Origin of the sequence: Nocardioides humi (genome assembly GCF_006494775.1) — a bacterium.
GTDB classification, from domain to species: Bacteria; Actinomycetota; Actinomycetes; order Propionibacteriales; family Nocardioidaceae; genus Nocardioides; species Nocardioides humi.
This window is the reverse complement of the sequence record NZ_CP041146.1, coordinates 5,643,130-5,660,539: the sequence shown is the minus strand read 5'-3', so window position 1 is coordinate 5,660,539 and position 17,410 is coordinate 5,643,130. Positions and strand designations below refer to the sequence as shown.

Sequence of the window (17,410 nt, the reverse complement as noted above, 5' to 3'; positions counted from 1 at the left end):
CGTCGAAGGCATGGAACCCAGGAGCCGGTGATCCCGTGGCGCTGAGCGTCTTCGACCTCTACTCGATCGGCATCGGGCCGTCGTCGTCGCACACGGTCGGCCCGATGCGGGCGGCGCGGACCTTCGCCGAGGCCCTCGCCGCCGACGGCGAGCTCGCCCGGGTCGCCCGGGTGCGGGCCGAGCTGTTCGGCTCGCTCGGCGCGACCGGGCACGGCCACGGCTCCGTGAAGGCCGTGATCCTCGGCCTCGAGGGCGACGACCCGGCGACGACCGACACGACGACGTACGACGCCCGGGTGGCCGCGATCCTCGACCGTCGGGAGCTCCGGCTGGCCGGCGGGCACGTCATCGGGTTCGAGGCCGACGACGTCGTCATGCACCGCCGCCAGTCCCTGCCCGCCCACCCCAACGGAATGGTCTTCACCGCCTACGACGCCGGCGGCGCGGAGCTGCGCGCCCGCACCTACTACTCCGTGGGCGGCGGCTTCGTCGTCGACGACAGCCAGGTCGGCGCCGACCGGGTCGTCGTGGACGACACCGTGCTGCCGTACCCGTTCAGCACCGGCGGCGAGCTGCTCGCGGTCTGCGAGCGCGAGCGGATGAGCGTCTCCGACGTGATGCTCGCCAACGAGCTGACCTGGCGCACCGAGGCGGAGGTCCGCGCCGGACTGCTGGAGATCTGGCGCGTCATGGCGGCGTGCGTGGAGGAGGGCTGCCACCGCGAGGGCGCGCTGCCGGGCGGGCTCAAGGTCCCGCGGCGCGCACCCGAGCTCCACGCGCGGCTCACCGCCGCTGACGGCACCGGCGCCGACCCGCTCGACGTGATCGACTGGGTCAACCTGTTCGCGCTCGCGGTCAACGAGCAGAACGCCTCCGGCGGCCGGGTCGTGACCGCCCCCACCAACGGCGCGGCCGGGATCGTCCCCGCCGTCCTGCACTACTGGGTGCGCTTCGCCGCGACCGGGCTGTCCCCGAAGCAGGTCGAGGACGGCATCGTCCGGTTCCTGCTCACCGGCGCCGCGATCGGCATCCTGGCCAAGACGAACGCCTCGATCTCGGGCGCCGAGGTCGGCTGCCAGGGCGAGGTCGGCTCGGCCTGCGCGATGGCGGCCGGCGCCCTCTGCGAGGTGCTCGGCGGCACGCCCGAGCAGGTCGAGAACGCCGCCGAGGTCGGCATCGAGCACAACCTCGGCCTCACCTGCGACCCGGTCGGCGGCCTGGTGCAGATCCCCTGCATCGAGCGCAACGCGATCGCGTCGGTGAAGGCCATCAACGCCGCCCGCCTGGCCATCCACGGCAACGGCTCGCACAAGGTCAGCCTGGACAAGGCGCTCAAGACCATGCGCGAGACCGGCCGCGACATGAAGACCAAGTACAAGGAGACCTCCCGCGGCGGGCTCGCCGTCAACGTGATCGAGTGCTGAACCCTCGGGTCGCCCTCCACCCTGCCGATGTGATCCCCTGAGCCTGGGTCCACGGATCCAGGCTGAGGAGCCGTCGACGAGGGCGTGACGAGCGATGGCACGACAGGTCGCGCGCGCGGCGCTGCCGGGAGCGGGGTTCGCGCTCGCCTACGCCGCGGCGATCCTGGTGGGCCGGGCCACCCGGGTCGAGGGCAGCGACGTGGCCCTGGCCTGGCCGGCGGCGGCGGTCGCGGTCCTCTGGGGCCTGCACGCCAGCCGCCTGCCGCGCGCGCAGGCGGCGGCGCACTGGGCCGCGCTCGCGCTGCTGACCGTCGGCGTGAACCTGACGACCGGCGCCGCGCTCCCCCTCGCCGCCTGGTTCGTGCTCGTCAACGTCGCGCTGGCCGCGGTCACCGCGATCGTCCTCCGGTACGGCGGCCGGCCGGTCGCGCTCCGCGAGCCGGTCGACCTCCGGCGGCTGGTCGTGGCGATCACCGCCGGCACCCTCGCCTCGGCGGTCCTCGCCACCGCCTGGTTCGCGTACGAGGGGCAGCCGGACCTGGTCCGCACCTTCGCCCTGTTCGCGGTGCGCAACGGCGTGACCGCGCTGACCGGCGTCGCGGTGGTGCTGCGCATCCGGGACGCCCGGTGGCGGCGCCCGACGCTGTCGGTGGCCCGGGTCGCGGAGGCGCTCGCCTGCGCCGCGCTGACCGGGGTCGTGTTCGTCGAGATCTTCTGGCTCAATCCCGGCCACCCGAACGCCTTCAACGTGGTGCTGCCGGCGATGTGGGTCTCGCTGCGGTTCTCCACCACCACGAGCACGCTCTTCCTGACCGCCTCCGGCATCTCGATCATGGGCGCGACCCTGCTCGACCGCGGCGCCTTCCAGGACGTCGCCCCGCAGGAGCAGGCGCTCCTGGCACAGGGCATGGTCGGCGCGCTGACCGTCGTGGTGCTGACGCTCGCGCTGTTCCGCGACTCCCGCAACGAGCTGATCGCCGAGCTGCGCCACCTGGCCGGGCACGACCCGCTGACCGGCCTCGCGAACCGCGCCCTGCTCAACGACGAGCTGGAGCGGGCCCTCGCCGCGCACCCGCCGGGAGCGGTCGGCGTGCTCGTGCTCGACCTGGACGGGTTCAAGCTGGTCAACGACGCCTGGGGCCACGACGAGGGCGACCTGCTGCTCACGGAGATCGCCCGGCGGCTGACCGGCGTCATCCGCCCCGGCGACACGGTGGCCCGGCTCGGGGGCGACGAGTTCGTCGTGCTGTGCCGGGCGACCGGGCACGAGGAGCTGGCCGGGCTCGCCGACCGGGTCCGCGCGGCGGTGGCGCACCCCTACGGGCAGGCGTCCGACGCGCCGTACGACCGGATCACCGCCAGCGTCGGCGCCGCGGTGTCGGACCACACGAGCACGCCGCGCTCGCTGCTGGCGACCGCCGACCGGGCGATGTACGCCGCCAAGCTCACAGCCGCGGCAGCACCTGCCGCACGACCGCCAGCAGACTCTCCCGCAGCAGCAGGTGCGCCTGCTCGCGGGTGAGCGTGGCCTCGCGGGACCACTCGCGGATGGCGCCCCGGGCGAGCTCGCCGAAGGAGCGCACGACGGCCCGGGCGGCCGGGTCCTCGGGATCGCCGCCGACCATCTCCAGCACGCGTCCGGCCGCCAGGTCGTGGGCCTGGTCGAGGATCGAGCGGACCTCGACGTCCTCCCCCACGCCCTCGGCCGCGCGCACGGTCAGGTAGGTCGCCCGCTCGGGGGTGATGGACCCGAGGAACCAGTGCACGGCCGCGTCGACCCGCTCGGTCAGCGAGCCGGAGGGCAGCGGGACGTCCTCGATCGTCGGCAGCAGCGACGCGCGCCGGACGACCTCCAGGTAGAGCGCGCGCTTGTCGCCGAAGTAGTGGTTGAGCAGGCCCCGCGCGACGCCGGCCTCGCGCGCGATCCCGGTCGTCGACACCGCGGCGTAGGGCCGCTCGGCGAACAGCCGCTCGGCGACGACCAGGATCTCCTCCCGGCGCTGGTCCGGGGGCAGGCGCTGGCGGCGGGCGGCTTCGGTCATGACCGCCACCCTACTATTGGCAGAGTGCCAACAACAGGCTAGCGTGGTCGTCATGGCGACCACCGGCTCCCCGGCCGCCGCGTCCGGCCGACGGGCGCGCGACCTCCCCGTCCCCGCGGGCTTCGACATGCGCGACCACGTCTCGGGCATCGGCGCCCACCTCGCCGGCCCGGCCAACGTGATCATGCAGCTGAGCTGGCCCGGCGTCGGGTACGGCGTGATGAACAGCCGGGTCCACGACGGCGCGGCCATGAGGCGGCCGTTCAAGCGCGGCCGGACCACCTTCACCTACCTCGCCGTCGCCCTGCTCGGCACCGACGAGGACCGGGCCGCCTTCCGCAGGGAGGTCAACCGGCAGCACGCGCAGGTCGTGTCGCAGCCCGGCGAGGAGGTCGAGTACCGCGCCATGGACCCGCGCCTGCAGACCTGGGTCGCGGCCTGCCTCTACTACGGCACCGTCGACATGATCGAGCGGATGCACGGCCCGCTCCCCGGCGCCGAGGCCGACGCGCTCTACGCCCACTGCGCCCGGTTCGGCACCACGCTGCAGATGCCGGCGGAGGCCTGGCCGGCCGACCGCGCGGCCTTCCGGCGCTACTGGGCGGACGCGGAGGCCGAGGTCGACATCGACCCCGCGGTCGCGTCGTACCTCATGGAGCTGACCCGGCTGCGCAACTTCCCCCCGCCGTTCCGCCTGCTCGGCCCGTTCGTGGTGTTCGTGACGACCGGCTTCCTGCCGCCGCTGTTCCGCGAGGCGATGGGCCTGCCCTGGACCGCGCGCCAGCAGCGCCGCTTCGACCGCCTGCTGCGGGCCGCCGGCGCGGTCGAGCGCCGGCTCCCCCGGTTCCTGCGCACCTTCCCGTTCAACCTGTGGCTCGCCGACATGCGGCTGCGCCGCCGGCTCGGCCGCCGGCTCGTCTGACCCGCCGAGGAGCGACCCGATGGACTTCGACCTGCCCGAGAGCGCCCTGGCCGTCCGCGAGGGCGTCGCCGCCGTCGCCGCCAAGTACGACCACGCCTACTGGTCGCGCTGCGAGGAGGAGCACCGCTTCCCCCAGGAGGTCTTCGACGACCTCGGCAACGGCGGCTGGTTCGGCCTGTGCATCCCCGAGGAGTACGGCGGCGGTGGGCAGGGGCTGCTCGAGCTGGCCGTCGCCAACATGACCCTGTGCGCCTCCGGCGGCGTCGCCGGCACCTTCTTCTACGTCACCACGCCGGGCTTCGGCGCGATGACGCTGACCCGCCACGGCACGCCCGCACAGCGGGAGCGGATCCTCCCCGGGCTGGCCGACGGGACGCTGCAGTTCTGCCTCGCGCTCACCGAGCCGGACGCCGGCAGCAACGCCATCGAGATCACGACCGCCGCCCGCCGCGACGGCGACGAGTTCGTCCTGAAGGGCCAGAAGGTCTGGATCTCCAATGTCGAGAACGCCGACTGGATGGTCGCCGTCACCCGCACCATCCCGGCCGCGGAGACGAAGCAGCGCGGGCTCCCCCGCACGGCCGGCTTCACCCTGTTCCTCGTCGACGTGAAGGAGGCGCTGGCCGCCGGCACGCTGTCGTACACGCCGATCCCCAAGATGGGCAGCAACATCCTGCACTCCAGCCAGGTCTTCCTCGACGACGTCCGGGTCCCCGCGGCCAACGTCCTCGGCGAGGTCGACGCCGGCTTCGCCGTGCTCTGGGACGTCCTCAACCCCGAGCGGATCCTCGCCGCCTCCGGCGGCATCGGCACCGCCGACGCGGCGCTGCGGATCGCCTGCGACTACGCCCGCTCACGGGAGGTGTTCGGGCGGCCGATCGGCGCCCACCAGGGCCTGCAGTTCCCGCTCGCCCAGCTCAAGGCCAAGACCGAGCTCGGCCGGCTGATGACCTACCAGGCCGCCTGGCTCTTCGACCGGGGCCGGCCGTGCGGCAACGAGGCCAATGTCGCCAAGCTCACCGGCGCCCAGGTCGGCTGGGAGGCCGCCGACCAGGCCTTCCAGACCCTCGGCGGGATGGCCTACTCCAAGGAGTACCCCGTCGAGCGGATCTTCCGCGACGCCCGGATCGCCAAGAACATCCCGGTCGCCGAGGAGCTGGTCCTCGCCCATATCGGCACCCAGATGCTGGGTCTGCCGAAGAGCTACTGACGCGACAGGGCGCGGGTCACCATCTCCAGCGAGCCGGCGGGGACGCCGGGGCTGTAGAGGTAGCCCTGCACCTCGTCGCACCCACGGTCCAGCAGGTAGCGCTCCTGCGCCGCGGTCTCGACGCCCTCGGCGACCACCGTCATGTCGAGGGCGTGGGCCATCACGATGATGGCGTCGACGATGGCGGCGTTCTCGGCGGTGCTGATCTCCTGCACGAACGAGCGGTCGATCTTGATCTTGTCGATGGGGAACCGGGTCAGGTACGCGAGGCTGCTGTAGCCGCGGCCGAAGTCGTCCACGACGATGGTGACGCCGAGCGAGCGCAGCGACTCGAGCATGGCGACGACGTCCCCGTGGTCCTCGATCAGCAGGCCCTCGGTGATCTCGACCTCGAGCTGGGACGGCTCGATGCCGGCGGTCTCGATCGCGGCGGCGATCTCCTCCAGCCAGGCCCGCCCGCGCAGCTGGCGCGGCGAGACGTTGACCGCGAGCCGCAGCGGCCGGCCGAGCTGCTCCTGGACGCGGGCGAGCGCCGTACACGCCGTCGAGAGCACCCAGTCGCCGAGCTGGGCGATCATGCCGCCGTCCTCGGCGACCGGGATGAACCGGTCGGGCGGCACCGACCCGAGGCTCGGGCTGGTCCAGCGGGCGAGCGCCTCGACGCCGACGACCTCGCCGGTCGCGAGGTCGACCTGGGGCTGGTAGACCAGCGACAGCTCGTCCTGGTCCAGCGCCTGGCGCAGGGCGGCCGAGAGGGCGAGCCGGTCGTTGTTCTCGGCGAGCATCCGCGGCGCGAACCAGCGGATCGCGTTCCGCCCGGACGCCTTGGCCCGGTACATCGCGATGTCGACGTTCTTGAGCAGCGTCCCCGGGTCGCGGCCGTCGGCGGGGAAGCGTGTCCCGCCGACGCTGGCCGTGACGGCGAGCTCGTAGCCGTGTACCACCACCGGGGCGAGCACGACGTCCATGAGCTCCTCGAGCCGCTGGTCGAGATCGGTGCCCGGGACCAGCTCCTCGAGCACGATGACGAACTCGTCGCCCCCCAGCCGGGCGACGAGGTCCTCGGTGCGGGTCCAGGCCAGCAGCCGCTCGGCGACCACGATGAGCAGCTCGTCGCCGATGTGGTGTCCCAGCGAGTCGTTGATCCGCTTGAACTGGTCGAGGTCCAGCAGCACCAGCGCGAGCTCCAGCGCGTCCTGCTCGGCCCGCTCGAGCGCCTGGTCGAGGTGGCGGACCAGCAGCGACCGGTTGGGCAGGTTGGTGAGGCTGTCGTGGGTGGCGATGTGCTCGATCCGCTCCCGCGCGTCGATCCGCTGCGTGATGTCGTAGGCGACGACCAGGAAGCCCTCCGGGGCGCCGTCCTCGGGCACCAGCGGCACGATCGCCTCGTGGACCGGCACCAGGCTGCCGTCCTTGCGACGGTAGGTCCACTCGGTCTCGTCCCCCACCGCGTGCGCGAGGACCGGCGACCCGTTCGGGTCGAGCCGGCGCTCGGCGCCGTCGATCTCGACGAGCGAGCGGCCGATCAGCTCGGCCTGGTCGCGCCCCACCAGCGCGGCCGCGGCGGGATTGGCGGTGCGGATCCGGCCGGCCGCGTCGGTGGCGACGATGCTGAACGGCATCGCGTCGAGGATGCTGCGCTGCAGTGCGTCCTGGCGCTCCGCCACCACCGTCTCCTGGCAGCGCAGGCGCTCGGTGATGTCGATGATCGAGGCGAGGACGTAGCGCTCGTCGCCGACGGTGATCGGGTTGAGGCCGATCTCGACCGGCATCTCGGTGCCGTCGCGCCGCAGCGCGAACAGCTCGCGGCCCACGCCCATGGCGCGGCGGTCCGGCCGGGCGGCGTACGACGCGCGCTCGCGGCCGTGGCGGCTGCGGAAGCGGGCCGGCATCAGGTCCTCGACGCCGAGGGCGAGCAGCTCCTCGCGGGAGTAGCCGAAGGAGCGCTCGGCCTCGGCGTTCACCAGCGCGATGCGCCCGTCCGCGTCGACGAGCACCATGGCGCTCGGGACGGCCTCGATGAGCATGCGCAGCGATGCGTCGTCGGCCGTCCAGCCGCCCGGGGCAGGCTCCGCTCGCGACCCCATCCGCCCTCCGTCTCCCGAGAGTCCCGCGTCGGCACGGGCTGAGCTGCCCATCGGCAGGTGTCGCCCCGATCGGAGGAGTCCGCCGACGCCTGTCGCGGGGAGCGTACAGCGGCCCGGGGCGGACCCGCTCGTCCGCCCCGGGCCGCTGCCGAGCCGGTCAGTCGCCGACGGCCGCCGCGAGCTTCTCGATCAGCTCGGGCATGCCGCCGGACCACTCGAAGCTGAGCGCGGTCGGGGGCGAGACGGCGGAGATCCGCTCCCGGCCGACGACCTGGGCGACGTGACCGTCCCTGACCGCCGGGATCGCCAGCGCCTTCTGGTCCTCCAGGAAGGCGGCCGCCTGGGTGTCGTCGTCGAAGTAGGTGATCACGACGTCGGCGTCGATGGCGTCGACCTTCTCGTAGCTCATGTCGAAGTAGAAGCCCCCGTCGGAGGTGTCCAGCTTCGCGACGCTCGGCGCGATGTCGAACCCGAGCTTGGTCATGATCGCCAGGCGCGGGTCGAGCTCGGTGTAGAGCGAGATGTTGCTGGGCGCCGGGTAGAGCGCGGCGATGGTCTTGCCGGCGAACTCGGGGTGCTTCTCGGCCTCGCCGGCGAGGAAGGTGTCGATGTCCTCGAGGATCTGGTCGCCGTGGGCACTGCGGCCGAGCGCGGTCGCGGTGATCTTGATGGTGTCCTGCCACGTGGTGGTCCAGGGCGCCTCCGGGTAGGCCACCGTGGGCGCGATGTCGTTGAGCTTCTTGTACTGCTCCTCGGTGATGCCGGAGTACGGCGCCAGGATCAGGTCGGGCTTGGCCGCGATGAAGTCGTCGTAGGGCACGGTCGTGCCGGAGCCGTCGTCGGGCAGCAGCGTCGGGTGGTCGACGCCCTCGGCGTCGTACGCCTCCTCGACCCAGGGCAGCAGGTTGCCCTTGCCGACGGTCCAGAGCTGCTCGGCGATCGCCACGGGGAACACGCCGGAGGCGATCGCCGCCTCGGTGGAGCCCCAGCCCCAGGTCGCGACCCGTTGCGGCTCCTCCTCGATCACGGTCTCGCCGAAGGCGTGCTCCACGGTGATCGGGAACTCGTCGGTGACCTCGAGGGTGGTCGTGCCGGCGTCCTTGTCGTCGTTCTCCTGACCGCAGGCCGCCAGGGCCAGCACGGCCGCCAGGCCTGCGACGAGCGCAGTGCTGCGGCGGAAGGCGCGCGTCATTCGCACGGGGTTCTCCTCAAAGATCTCGGAAACGGGTAAGGACAACCTAACTCAATGGCACGGGACCGCCGCGCCTGGTCCTCCCCTTCGGCACGACCAGCGGCCCGCCGGTGACCGGATCGGCGATCACCTCGGCCTCCAGGCCGAAGGCCTCGCGCACCGCGTCGACGGTGAGCACCTCCCCCGGGGCGCCCTGCGCGGCGATCCGGCCGCCGGACATCACCACCATGTGGTCGGCGTACCGGGCGGCGTAGTTGAGCTCGTGGAGCACCATGACGACGGTGGTGCCGCGCTCGGCGTTGAGGTCGGTCAGCAGGTCGAGGAGCTCGAGCTGGTGGGTCACGTCGAGGTACGTCGTCGGCTCGTCGAGCAGCACCGCGTCGGTCTCCTGGGCGAGCACCATCGCGATCCAGACCCGCTGCCGCTGGCCGCCGGAGAGCTCCTCGAGCCGCCGGTCGGCGAGGTCGGCCACGCCGGTCGCCTCCAGCGACCGCATGACCACGGCGTCGTCGTTGCTGGTGTGGCGGCCGAACCAGCCCTGGTGGGGGAACCGGCCGCGACCGACGAGCTCGGCGACCCGCACCCCGTCGGGGGCGATCGAGGACTGCGGGAGGACACCGAGCAGGCGGGCGAGCTCGCGGCGCGAGAGGGAGCCGACGTCCTGGCCGTCGACGGTCACCCGGCCGCCGCTGAGCGGGTGCAGGCGCGCCAGGCCGCGCAGCAGGGTCGACTTGCCGCAGGCGTTGGGCCCGACGATGGCGGTCACCCGGCCCGGGGGCAGCTCCAGGTCGAGGTTCTCGATGACCGGGTGGCCCCGGTAGCCGAGGCAGACGCCCTCGGCGGTGATGGCGGTGCTCATGCAGTCGCCCTCCTTTCGCTCCGGGCCAGCAGCCACAGCAGGTACGGCGCCCCGACGAGGCCGGTCACGATGCCGACCGGCGCGGTGAGGCCGGGCAGGGCGTACTGGCCGACGACGTCGGAGAGGATGGTCAAGGTGGCGCCCACGACGGCGGAGGCCACCAGGGCCGGGCCGCCGTCGTCGACGAGCCGGCGGGCGATCGCCGGCGAGACGAGGGCGACGAACGCGACCGGTCCCGCGACGGCGGTGGCGAGCGCGACCAGCGCGACGCCGATCAGCAGCGCCATCGCCCGCGCGCGGGTCGGCCCGAGGCCGAGGCCGTGGGCGTGCTCGTCGCCGAGGGCCAGCGCGCGCTGCTCCCGGGCGATCGGCACGGTGAGCAGGACGAGCAGCGCGACGCCGACGGCGAGGATGCCGAGCGTGCCGTCGCGGACGTCGGCCACGCTGCCCACGGTCCACAGCAGCACGGTCCCGGCCTCGCGGAGCTCGGCCTCGGAGAGCCGCCACGCGATCAGGGAGCCGCACAGGTAGGCGATGCCGACGCCGACCAGCACGAACCGGATGCCGTGCAGCCCGTTGCGCCAGGCCAGCAGCCAGATCGCCACGGCCGCGGCGAGCGCGCCCGCGAAGGCGGCGAGGTTGACGGTGCTGCCCGACGCGCCGTACCCGACGACGGCGGTGACGGCGCCGAGCGAGGCGCCGCCGGAGATGCCGAGGATGTCGGGGCTGGCGAGGTTGTTGCGCAACGTGGACTGGAAGAGCGCGCCGGCCAGCCCGAACGCGACGCCGGCGACGATCGCGGCGGCGGCGCGCGGCAGCCGGAGGTCGCGCACGACGAGCAGGTCGAACCGGTCGCCCACCCCGAGCAGGGCGGGGAAGGAGCGGGACGGCGGCACGCCCGCCTTGCCGAGCCCGAAGGTCATCAGCAGCAGTCCGAGGCACAGGGCGACGCCGACGACCACGACGGTCAGGGTGCGCAGCCGGTGGCGGCGGCGGATCCGGGTGACGGGGAGCATCGCGGCGCTCACAGGCCGGCCACCCGTCGTCCGCGCGCGACGGCGATCAGCACGGGCGCGCCGATGATGGCCGCCACCACGCCCGCCTCGAGCTCGTCGGCCTTGACCAGGCGCCCGACGATGTCGGCGGTCAGCAGCATGACCGGCCCGAGCAGCGCGCACAGCGGCACGACCCAGCGGTAGTCGGTGCCGACCAGGCGGCGGGCGGCGTGCGGGACGGCGAGCCCGACCAGGGCGATCGGGCCGGCGAGGGCCGTGGCCGCGCCGGCGAGCATGATGATCCCGACGCCCCCGATCGCCCGGGTGGTGCCGACGCTCTGGCCCAGCGCGGCCGCCACGTCGTCGCCGAGGGCGAGCCCGTTGAGCCGGTGGGCGACGAAGAGCGCGATGCCGGCGCCGACCGCGATGAACGGCCAGAGCACCGCCACCGCGTCCAGGTCGCGCCCGTTGAGCGCGCCGACCGCCCAGAAGCGGAGCTGGTTGAGGGCGTCGACGTCGCGGAACAGCACCAGGTTGGAGATCGGCGTCAGCAGCGCGGTCAGCGTCGCCCCCGCCAGGGCGAGCTGCACCGGCCGGCCGTGGCCGATCGCGAAGACGGTGACGGCTGCGACGGCGGCGCCCGCGAAGGCGAACCACACCGCGCCCAGCGGCGTGACCACACCGAAGGCGGTGGCGGCGAGGACGATGCCGAGCGCGGCGCCGGAGTTGAGGCCGAGCAGGCCGGGGTCGGCGAGGGGGTTGCGGGTGATGCCCTGGGCGAGCACCCCGGCCAGGCCGAGAGCGGCGCCGGCCAGGAGCGCGATCACGGTGCGCGGCACCCGCTGGCCGCGGATGACCGCGTGGTCGACGTTGCCCGCGACCGGGTCGGTCAGCGCCCGCCAGGACTCGCCGATCGCCACCTCGCGCACGCCCAGCGCCAGGCTCAGCACGACACCGGCCAGGACCAGCACGAGCGCGCCGACGAGGATCAGCACGCGCGGCGACCGCCCGGTGGTGACCACGACACCCTCCGGAGCGAGCGCCGCGGCATCACCCAAGGTTTGCATTACCTAATCGTCCCACGCGCCGGCCGCGCGGCGACACGCGGCCGACGCGGCGCCGGTCACCCTCCTGCGAGCTCCCGCCAGCTCTCGACAGCTCCCGGTCAGCTCCCGACAGCTCCCGGTCAGCTCCCGGTGGTGGCGGGGACGTCCCCGCGCTCGCGCCCGGCGGCGGCGTACAGCCAGCCGTAGAACGCGAGCAGACCCAGCCACGAGGCGATCACGACGCCGTACATCACGCTCCACAGCCAGACCGGGACCTCCGGCTTGCGCTCGCGCTGCAGCAGGAACGGCTCGTGCACGAACGCCACGTCGGTGCCGTCGTCGACCTGCACCAGGCCGGCGGCCGGGCCCTCGATCGCGGCGTCCTCGGGCATGTGCAGGGGGATCGAGACCATCGTCGTCGGGGCCCGGTGCAGGCGCACCAGCGTCTTCCAGCTGCCGTAGAGCGGCAGCGGGTCGGTGCTGCGGTACTCCCCCGCACGACCGGTGGGCGCCATGGCGATGCTGAGCACGCCGTCGCCGGGGATCGCGGGGTCGTTCTCGTGCTTGCCCTGGTAGGCCAGCGCGGCGATCCACACCGCGTCGTCCGCGGCGTCGACCGGGTCGAGCCGGACGGTCACGACCGAGGCGCAGCGCTCCTCGCCGATGCAGTCCTCGGCGTAGGAGACATGGCCCATGATCACGTCGGTCCCGGCGACGGGCTCGTACGTCGTGCGGCAGACGTCGTCCTCGCAGTCCCGGACGACCTCCACCTCGCCGGCGCTGGCCGGTGGCGCGAAGATCCCCATGAGCACGACGAACACCAGGGTCCCGGTGGTGCCGAGCCAGCGGCCCGCGGCGGCCTCCGCGCGCGTCGGCGCGGCGGCGCGGGGCAGGTCCGCGATCCGCTCGAGGTTGCGCGCGAACGACCAGGCGAGCAGGCCGCCACCGATCGCGGCGAGACCACCGACCGCCAGCAGGAACGGCATCTGCTGCCGCTCCGGCGGCAGCGGGTAGGGCAGGAACAGCTCCATCCACCACCACTCGGTGGCCAGCCCGACGGTCCCGGCGAGCAGGCCGGCCAGCGCGGCGAAGACCGGGCCGCGGCTGCTCACCACCAGCGCGAGCAGCTCGATGCAGACCGCGGCGCCGAGGAACAGCAGCCAGTGCGCCCGGTGGATGTCGGGGATCGGCAGCGTGACGAGGAAGATCACGCCGCGGATGCCGGTGTAGGTCAGCCAGCCGACGAGTGCCCCGCCGGGGCCGAAGAACAGCCGGCAGGTGAGGAAGATCCACGCGGTCAGGAACCCGGAGATGACGAACAGGGTGGCCGCCGGGAACTGCGGCACGCCGAGGTCGAACTCCATGAGGAAGGCGACCGGGATGATGCAGCCGCCCACCGCGATGGTGAGGAAGGTCCGGGTCGCCCACGCGCCACGATCGGCCAGCGCGTCCGGCGGCACCTCGCGTCGTACCGGCGGCAGGATCCGGCCGAACGCCCGCAGGCCGCCCGTCGCCAGCGCGCCGAGCCAGGCCCAGCGGGCCGCGGGCGGACGACCGACCTGCGCGGCCTCGGCGTACAGCAGCGGGACGGCGAAGACGCAGGTCACCGCGCCGCCGATCATCATCACGTGCGTCGGGCCCCACTCGGTGACGTCCTGGCCGAACAGCCGGTGCCACACGTCGTCGGCCGGGAACCCGGCGGCCGCGATCAGGCCCGCCCCGAGCAGCACCATGCTGCCCATCGGGACGCGCCATCTCGGCGTCAGCCGGACCGTACGACGCGGCAGCGGGTCCTTCGCCAGCCCCGCCGAGATCACGCCCGCGGCGAGGAAGCCGAAGATGCCGAGCATGATCGGGTAGTGCGACGGGTTGGCCAGCGGCCCCTCGTCGCGGCCGTTCTGCATGTGGATCGGCACGTCCCAGTAGACGCCGAAGCCCGCGGTCACCAGCGCGATCACGGCGAGATAGCTCGGCAGCCCCGCCCACCGCGGCATCCCGTCGACCGCCGCCACCCGGTCCGCCAGCCGCCCGATGACGGTCGGCCTCCCCTCCCGCTCGCGCAGCAGGAAGATCCCGAGCGGGACGTAGATGACGGCGAACGCCGCCGCGGCGATGAGGACCTGGTCGAGCGCCGCGCCTCCGGCGGGCGGCGGCTGTTCAACGACGGGGAGCATGGCATACCTCCGGTATCTCTCCGGAAGACGCTACTCGCCGTCACAGGTACTTGGGTAGCGTGACGGCGGCCACTGTGGTGCGTGGTCGCTGACTCCGGGGCGATCGGCGGCCGTCACGCCGAAGCAGGGTGGAACACGTTGCAATTGGGCAGAGACTGCACGATCCGGGCCCGAATTGTTGCGGTTTGGGACCAAACCGCAACAGTTCCGGCCGCCGGCCGACCTCGCCCTGGGCGAACCTCGACCGCGGCTCGGCAGGGTGTCGGACGGCGGCGAAGGCACCGAGTGAAGCCCGCGGTCCGAGCGGAGCGAGGACCGTGCGGCGAGCTCGGTATCCGACACGCTCGAGCAAAATTGGGCGTCGGGCCGCGACCTCTGGGGGGGTCGGTCGCGGCCCGACATCGCACATCATGACATACGGATGCGTCGTTTGGGTTACACGGGCCGGATCGCCTGACAGGCGTGCGGATTCTCGCCCGGCGGCGGGCCGCTACTCCCAGAAGACGCGATCGACGACGGCGTGGGCGTGGCGGGTGACGCGCAGGTAGTCGTCGAGGAGGCGGTCGGTCTCGGTGAGCTGGTAGCCGAGGATGCCGGCGACGGCGCGGCGCTCGAGGACGGCGCGGGGGAACTCGTCGCCGGCGCGGCCGCGGGCGAGCAGGACGGCGTTGCGGACCCGGGTGGCGAGCCGCCAGGAGGCGCCGAGGGTGAGCGCGTCGTCGTGGGTGATCAGGTCGGCCTCGGCGGCGGCGGTGAGGGCGGCGAGGGTCTGGGTGGTGCGCAGGCCGGGGATCTCGGCGCCGTGGCGCAGCTGCAGGAGCTGGACGGTCCACTCGATGTCGGCCAGTCCCCCGCGGCCGAGCTTGAGGTGGAGCGCGGGGTCGGCGCCGCGCGGGAGGCGCTCCTTGTCGACGCGGCCCTTGATCCGGCGCACCTCGATGACGTCGTCCTCGGTGAGCCCGCCGACCGGGTAGCGCAGCGGGTCGATGAGGGCGGTGAACCGCTCGCGCAGGTCGGCGTCGCCGACGACGGCGTCGGCGCGCAGGAGGGCCTGGGCCTCCCAGACGTGCGACCACTTGGCGTAGTAGGCGGCGTACGCGTCGAGGGTGCGGACCAGCGGCCCCTGCCGGCCCTCGGGACGCAGGTCGGCGTCGACGACGAGCGCCGGGTCGGGACCGGGTACGGCGAGCACCCGGCGCACCTCCTCGGCGACGATCCGCGCGAAGGTCGCGGCCTCGTGGGCCTCGGCGCCCTCGACGGGCTCGTGCACGAAGAGCACGTCGGCGTCGCTGCCGTAGGACAGCTCGAAGCCGCCGTACCGGCCCATCGCGACGATCGCCATCCGGGTCGGGGCGGCATCGAGGCCGCGGGCGCGGCAGGTGGACTCGATCGCGCCCTGCAGGGTGGCCTCGAGCGTGGCGTCGGTGAGCCGGGTGAGCGCGAAGCCGACGTCGGCGACGTCGATCAGGCCGAGGACGTCGCCCGCGGCGATCCGCAGCAGCTCGCGACGGCGTACGGCGCGCACCGCGCGCACGCCCTTCTCGAAGCCCGCCTGGCGGCGGCCGGTCGCGAGCATCTCCTCGGTCATCGCGGCGGAGCCGAGCGGGTGGAGGTCGCCGCCGAGGAGGCGCACGCCCGCGGGCTCGCGCTCGAGCAGGTCGGTGCAGTACCGGGAGGTGGCGAGCAGGTGGGCCATCCGCTCGGCGGCCTCGCCCTCGTCGCGGAGCGTGGAGAGGTACCACGGGGTGCGGCCGAGGGCCTCGCTGATCCGGCGGAAGCCGAACAGGCCGCCGTCGGGGTCGGGGCACTCGGCGAACCACTGCAGCATCGCGGGCAGCAGCGTGCGCTGGATGGCGGCGGTCCGGCTGACGCCGGCGGTCAGTGCCTCGAGGTTGCGCAGGGCGGCCTGCGGGTCGGCGTACCCCAGCGCGGCGAGGCGCGCGCCCGCGGCCTCCGAGGAGAGCCGCACCTCGTCGGAGGCGATCCGCGCGACGGCGGAGAGCAGCGGGCGGTAGAAGATCTTCTGGTGCAGTCGGCTGACCTCGCGCCGGTGGTCCTGCCAGGTCTCCTCGAGCCGCTTCTCCGACTCCTTGTGGAAGCCGAGGCTGCGGCCCAGGCGCCTCAAGGACGCCTCGTCGGAGGGGACGACGTGGGTGCGCTGCAGCCGGTGGAGCTGGATCCGGTGCTCGAGCTGGCGCAGGAACGCGTAGGCGCGGTGGAGGGCCTCGCCGTCCTCGCGGCCGACGTACCCGCCCTCGGTGAGGCGGGCGAGCGCGCTGAGCGTGGTGGGCGGGCGGATCGACTCGTCGGCGCGGCCGTGCACCAGCTGCAGCAGCTGCACGGCGAACTCGACGTCGCGCAGGCCGCCGGCGCCGAGCTTGAGCTGGCGGTCGGCCTCCTTGGCGGGGATGTGGTCCAGGACGCGGCGGCGCATCGCGCGGGCCGCGTCGACGAAGCCCTCGCGGTCGGCGACCGACCACACCATCGGCGCGACCATGGTCACGAACGCGCGGCCGAGCGCGAGGTCGCCGGCGACCGGGCGGGCCTTGAGCAGGGCCTGGAACTCCCACGGCTCCGCCCAGCGCTCGTAGTAGCTCTGGTGGCTGGCCAGGGTCCGGCTGAGCGGTCCCGCCTTGCCCTCCGGCCGCAGCGCCGCGTCCACCGGCCAGATCGTGCCCTCCCCGGTGTGGTCGGCGCAGACCTGCATCATCTGCGCGGCGAGCCGGGCGGCGATCCTGCCGACCGCGGCCGCGGTGCTGTCGTCGGCGTCGGGGTCGGCGGGCTCGTGGACGAAGACGACGTCGACGTCGGAGACGTAGTTGAGCTCGTGCCCGCCGCACTTGCCCATCGCGATCACCGCCAGGCGTACGGCGTCCGCGTCCTCGCCCACCCGCTCGCGGGCGACGGCGAGCGCGGCGTCCAGCGTCCCGGCCGCGAGATCGGACAGCTCCGCCGCGGCGTCGTCGACGCCGAGATGGTGGGTGAGATCGCGGGCGGCGAGCCGGAGCAGGTGGCGGCGGTACTCCACCCGCAGCGCGTCGACGGCCTCGCGGTCCGGCCTCCCCGCCACCGCGTCGAGCAGCGCGGCTCGCACCGCCCAGGCGGCGGGGCGGGTGGAGCCCAGCGCCGGGTCGGCGAGCTCGCGCCACTGCTCGGGATGGGTGGCCAGGTGGTCGGCCAGGGCCGCGCTCGCGCCGAGCACGCACAGCAGCCGCATCGCCGTGCCCTCGTCGTCGCGGACGGCCCGGAGCAGCTCCGCGCGGTCATCCGCCTCGTCGGCGGCGTCGGCGAGGCGGCACAGTCCGCGCAACGCGGCATCCGGGTCGGCGGTCCGGCCCAGGAACGCCAGCAGGTCGGTCGCGCCCGCGCCGAGCTGGTCGAGGTCGGCCAGCGCCCGGTCGAGGTCGACGAAGCCGAGCCGGAGCAGCTCGGTGCGCTGCGTCGCGCGGTTCATGCCCG

The 17,410-nt window shown here is 73.9% G+C and carries 12 protein-coding genes; 4 read left to right on the top strand and 8 right to left on the bottom strand.

The window, feature by feature from the left end:
• Positions 1-35 precede the first annotated feature (35 nt).
• Positions 36-1,424, top strand: coding sequence for an L-serine ammonia-lyase (locus FIV44_RS27310; protein WP_141007184.1), 1,389 nt, complete (start codon positions 36-38; stop codon positions 1,422-1,424).
• Positions 1,425-1,518: 94 nt separating this feature from the next.
• Positions 1,519-2,946 carry a diguanylate cyclase domain-containing protein gene (locus FIV44_RS33415; RefSeq protein ID WP_141007183.1) on the top strand — a complete coding sequence of 476 codons (1,428 nt, stop codon included), beginning with the start codon at positions 1,519-1,521 and terminating at the stop codon, positions 2,944-2,946.
• Here the strand turns inward: FIV44_RS33415 and FIV44_RS27300 are convergent.
• Positions 2,870-3,466 (bottom strand): TetR/AcrR family transcriptional regulator, encoded by a 597-nt coding sequence (locus FIV44_RS27300; protein ID WP_219996200.1) that lies wholly within the window; start codon positions 3,464-3,466, stop codon positions 2,870-2,872. The genes FIV44_RS33415 and FIV44_RS27300 overlap by 77 nt on opposite strands.
• Before the next feature lie 52 nt (positions 3,467-3,518).
• Between FIV44_RS27300 and FIV44_RS27295 the strand changes: the two genes are divergently transcribed.
• The gene (locus tag FIV44_RS27295; protein ID WP_219996199.1) at positions 3,519-4,388 is read left to right on the top strand and encodes an oxygenase MpaB family protein; all 870 of its coding nucleotides are present in this window, start codon (positions 3,519-3,521) and stop codon (positions 4,386-4,388) included.
• Positions 4,389-4,407: 19 nt separating this feature from the next.
• Positions 4,408-5,598, top strand: coding sequence for an acyl-CoA dehydrogenase family protein (locus FIV44_RS27290; RefSeq protein ID WP_141007181.1), 1,191 nt, complete (start codon positions 4,408-4,410; stop codon positions 5,596-5,598).
• On the opposite strand, the gene FIV44_RS27285 is transcribed toward FIV44_RS27290, so the two are convergent.
• The 7 genes from FIV44_RS27285 to FIV44_RS27255 form a co-directional block, all read right to left on the bottom strand.
• On the bottom strand, positions 5,592-7,685 hold the full coding sequence (locus tag FIV44_RS27285) for a putative bifunctional diguanylate cyclase/phosphodiesterase (RefSeq protein WP_181410866.1): 2,094 nt from the start codon (positions 7,683-7,685) through the stop codon (positions 5,592-5,594). The genes FIV44_RS27290 and FIV44_RS27285 overlap by 7 nt on opposite strands.
• Positions 7,686-7,842: 157 nt before the next feature.
• Positions 7,843-8,877: an iron-siderophore ABC transporter substrate-binding protein gene (locus FIV44_RS27280; protein ID WP_246087075.1), complete on the bottom strand. Its 1,035-nt coding sequence runs from the start codon at positions 8,875-8,877 to the stop codon at positions 7,843-7,845.
• 46 nt (positions 8,878-8,923) lie between these two features.
• Positions 8,924-9,736, bottom strand: coding sequence for an ABC transporter ATP-binding protein (locus FIV44_RS27275; protein ID WP_141007178.1), 813 nt, complete (start codon positions 9,734-9,736; stop codon positions 8,924-8,926).
• Positions 9,733-10,764, bottom strand: coding sequence for a FecCD family ABC transporter permease (locus tag FIV44_RS27270; protein ID WP_219996198.1), 1,032 nt, complete (start codon positions 10,762-10,764; stop codon positions 9,733-9,735). The genes FIV44_RS27275 and FIV44_RS27270 overlap by 4 nt, the downstream gene beginning before the upstream one ends.
• Entirely contained in the window at positions 10,761-11,798 is a 1,038-nt protein-coding gene (locus FIV44_RS27265) for a FecCD family ABC transporter permease (RefSeq protein ID WP_141007177.1), read from the bottom strand. The genes FIV44_RS27270 and FIV44_RS27265 overlap by 4 nt, the downstream gene beginning before the upstream one ends.
• Before the next feature lie 119 nt (positions 11,799-11,917).
• Positions 11,918-13,951, bottom strand: a complete 2,034-nt coding sequence (locus FIV44_RS27260) for an ABC transporter permease (RefSeq protein WP_141007176.1) — start codon at positions 13,949-13,951, stop codon at positions 11,918-11,920.
• Between the two features lie 490 nt (positions 13,952-14,441).
• Positions 14,442-17,405, bottom strand: a complete 2,964-nt coding sequence (locus tag FIV44_RS27255; RefSeq protein WP_141007175.1) for a bifunctional [glutamine synthetase] adenylyltransferase/[glutamine synthetase]-adenylyl-L-tyrosine phosphorylase — start codon at positions 17,403-17,405, stop codon at positions 14,442-14,444.
• Positions 17,406-17,410: the final 5 nt, after the last annotated feature.

Bases quoted from the DNA above. Each gene is read 5' to 3' on its own strand.
- FIV44_RS33415 (WP_141007183.1), top strand. From the start codon at position 1,519: ATGGCACGACAGGTCGCGCGCGCGGCGCTGCCGGGAGCGGGGTTCGCG.
- FIV44_RS27300 (WP_219996200.1), bottom strand. From the start codon at position 3,466: ATGACCGAAGCCGCCCGCCGCCAGCGCCTGCCCCCGGACCAGCGCCGG.
- FIV44_RS27295 (WP_219996199.1), top strand. From the start codon at position 3,519: ATGGCGACCACCGGCTCCCCGGCCGCCGCGTCCGGCCGACGGGCGCGC.
- FIV44_RS27290 (WP_141007181.1), top strand. From the start codon at position 4,408: ATGGACTTCGACCTGCCCGAGAGCGCCCTGGCCGTCCGCGAGGGCGTC.
- FIV44_RS27285 (WP_181410866.1), bottom strand. From the start codon at position 7,685: ATGGGGTCGCGAGCGGAGCCTGCCCCGGGCGGCTGGACGGCCGACGAC.
- FIV44_RS27280 (WP_246087075.1), bottom strand. From the start codon at position 8,877: ATGACGCGCGCCTTCCGCCGCAGCACTGCGCTCGTCGCAGGCCTGGCG.
- FIV44_RS27275 (WP_141007178.1), bottom strand. From the start codon at position 9,736: ATGAGCACCGCCATCACCGCCGAGGGCGTCTGCCTCGGCTACCGGGGC.
- FIV44_RS27265 (WP_141007177.1), bottom strand. From the start codon at position 11,798: ATGCAAACCTTGGGTGATGCCGCGGCGCTCGCTCCGGAGGGTGTCGTG.
- FIV44_RS27260 (WP_141007176.1), bottom strand. From the start codon at position 13,951: ATGCTCCCCGTCGTTGAACAGCCGCCGCCCGCCGGAGGCGCGGCGCTC.
- FIV44_RS27255 (WP_141007175.1), bottom strand. From the start codon at position 17,405: ATGAACCGCGCGACGCAGCGCACCGAGCTGCTCCGGCTCGGCTTCGTC.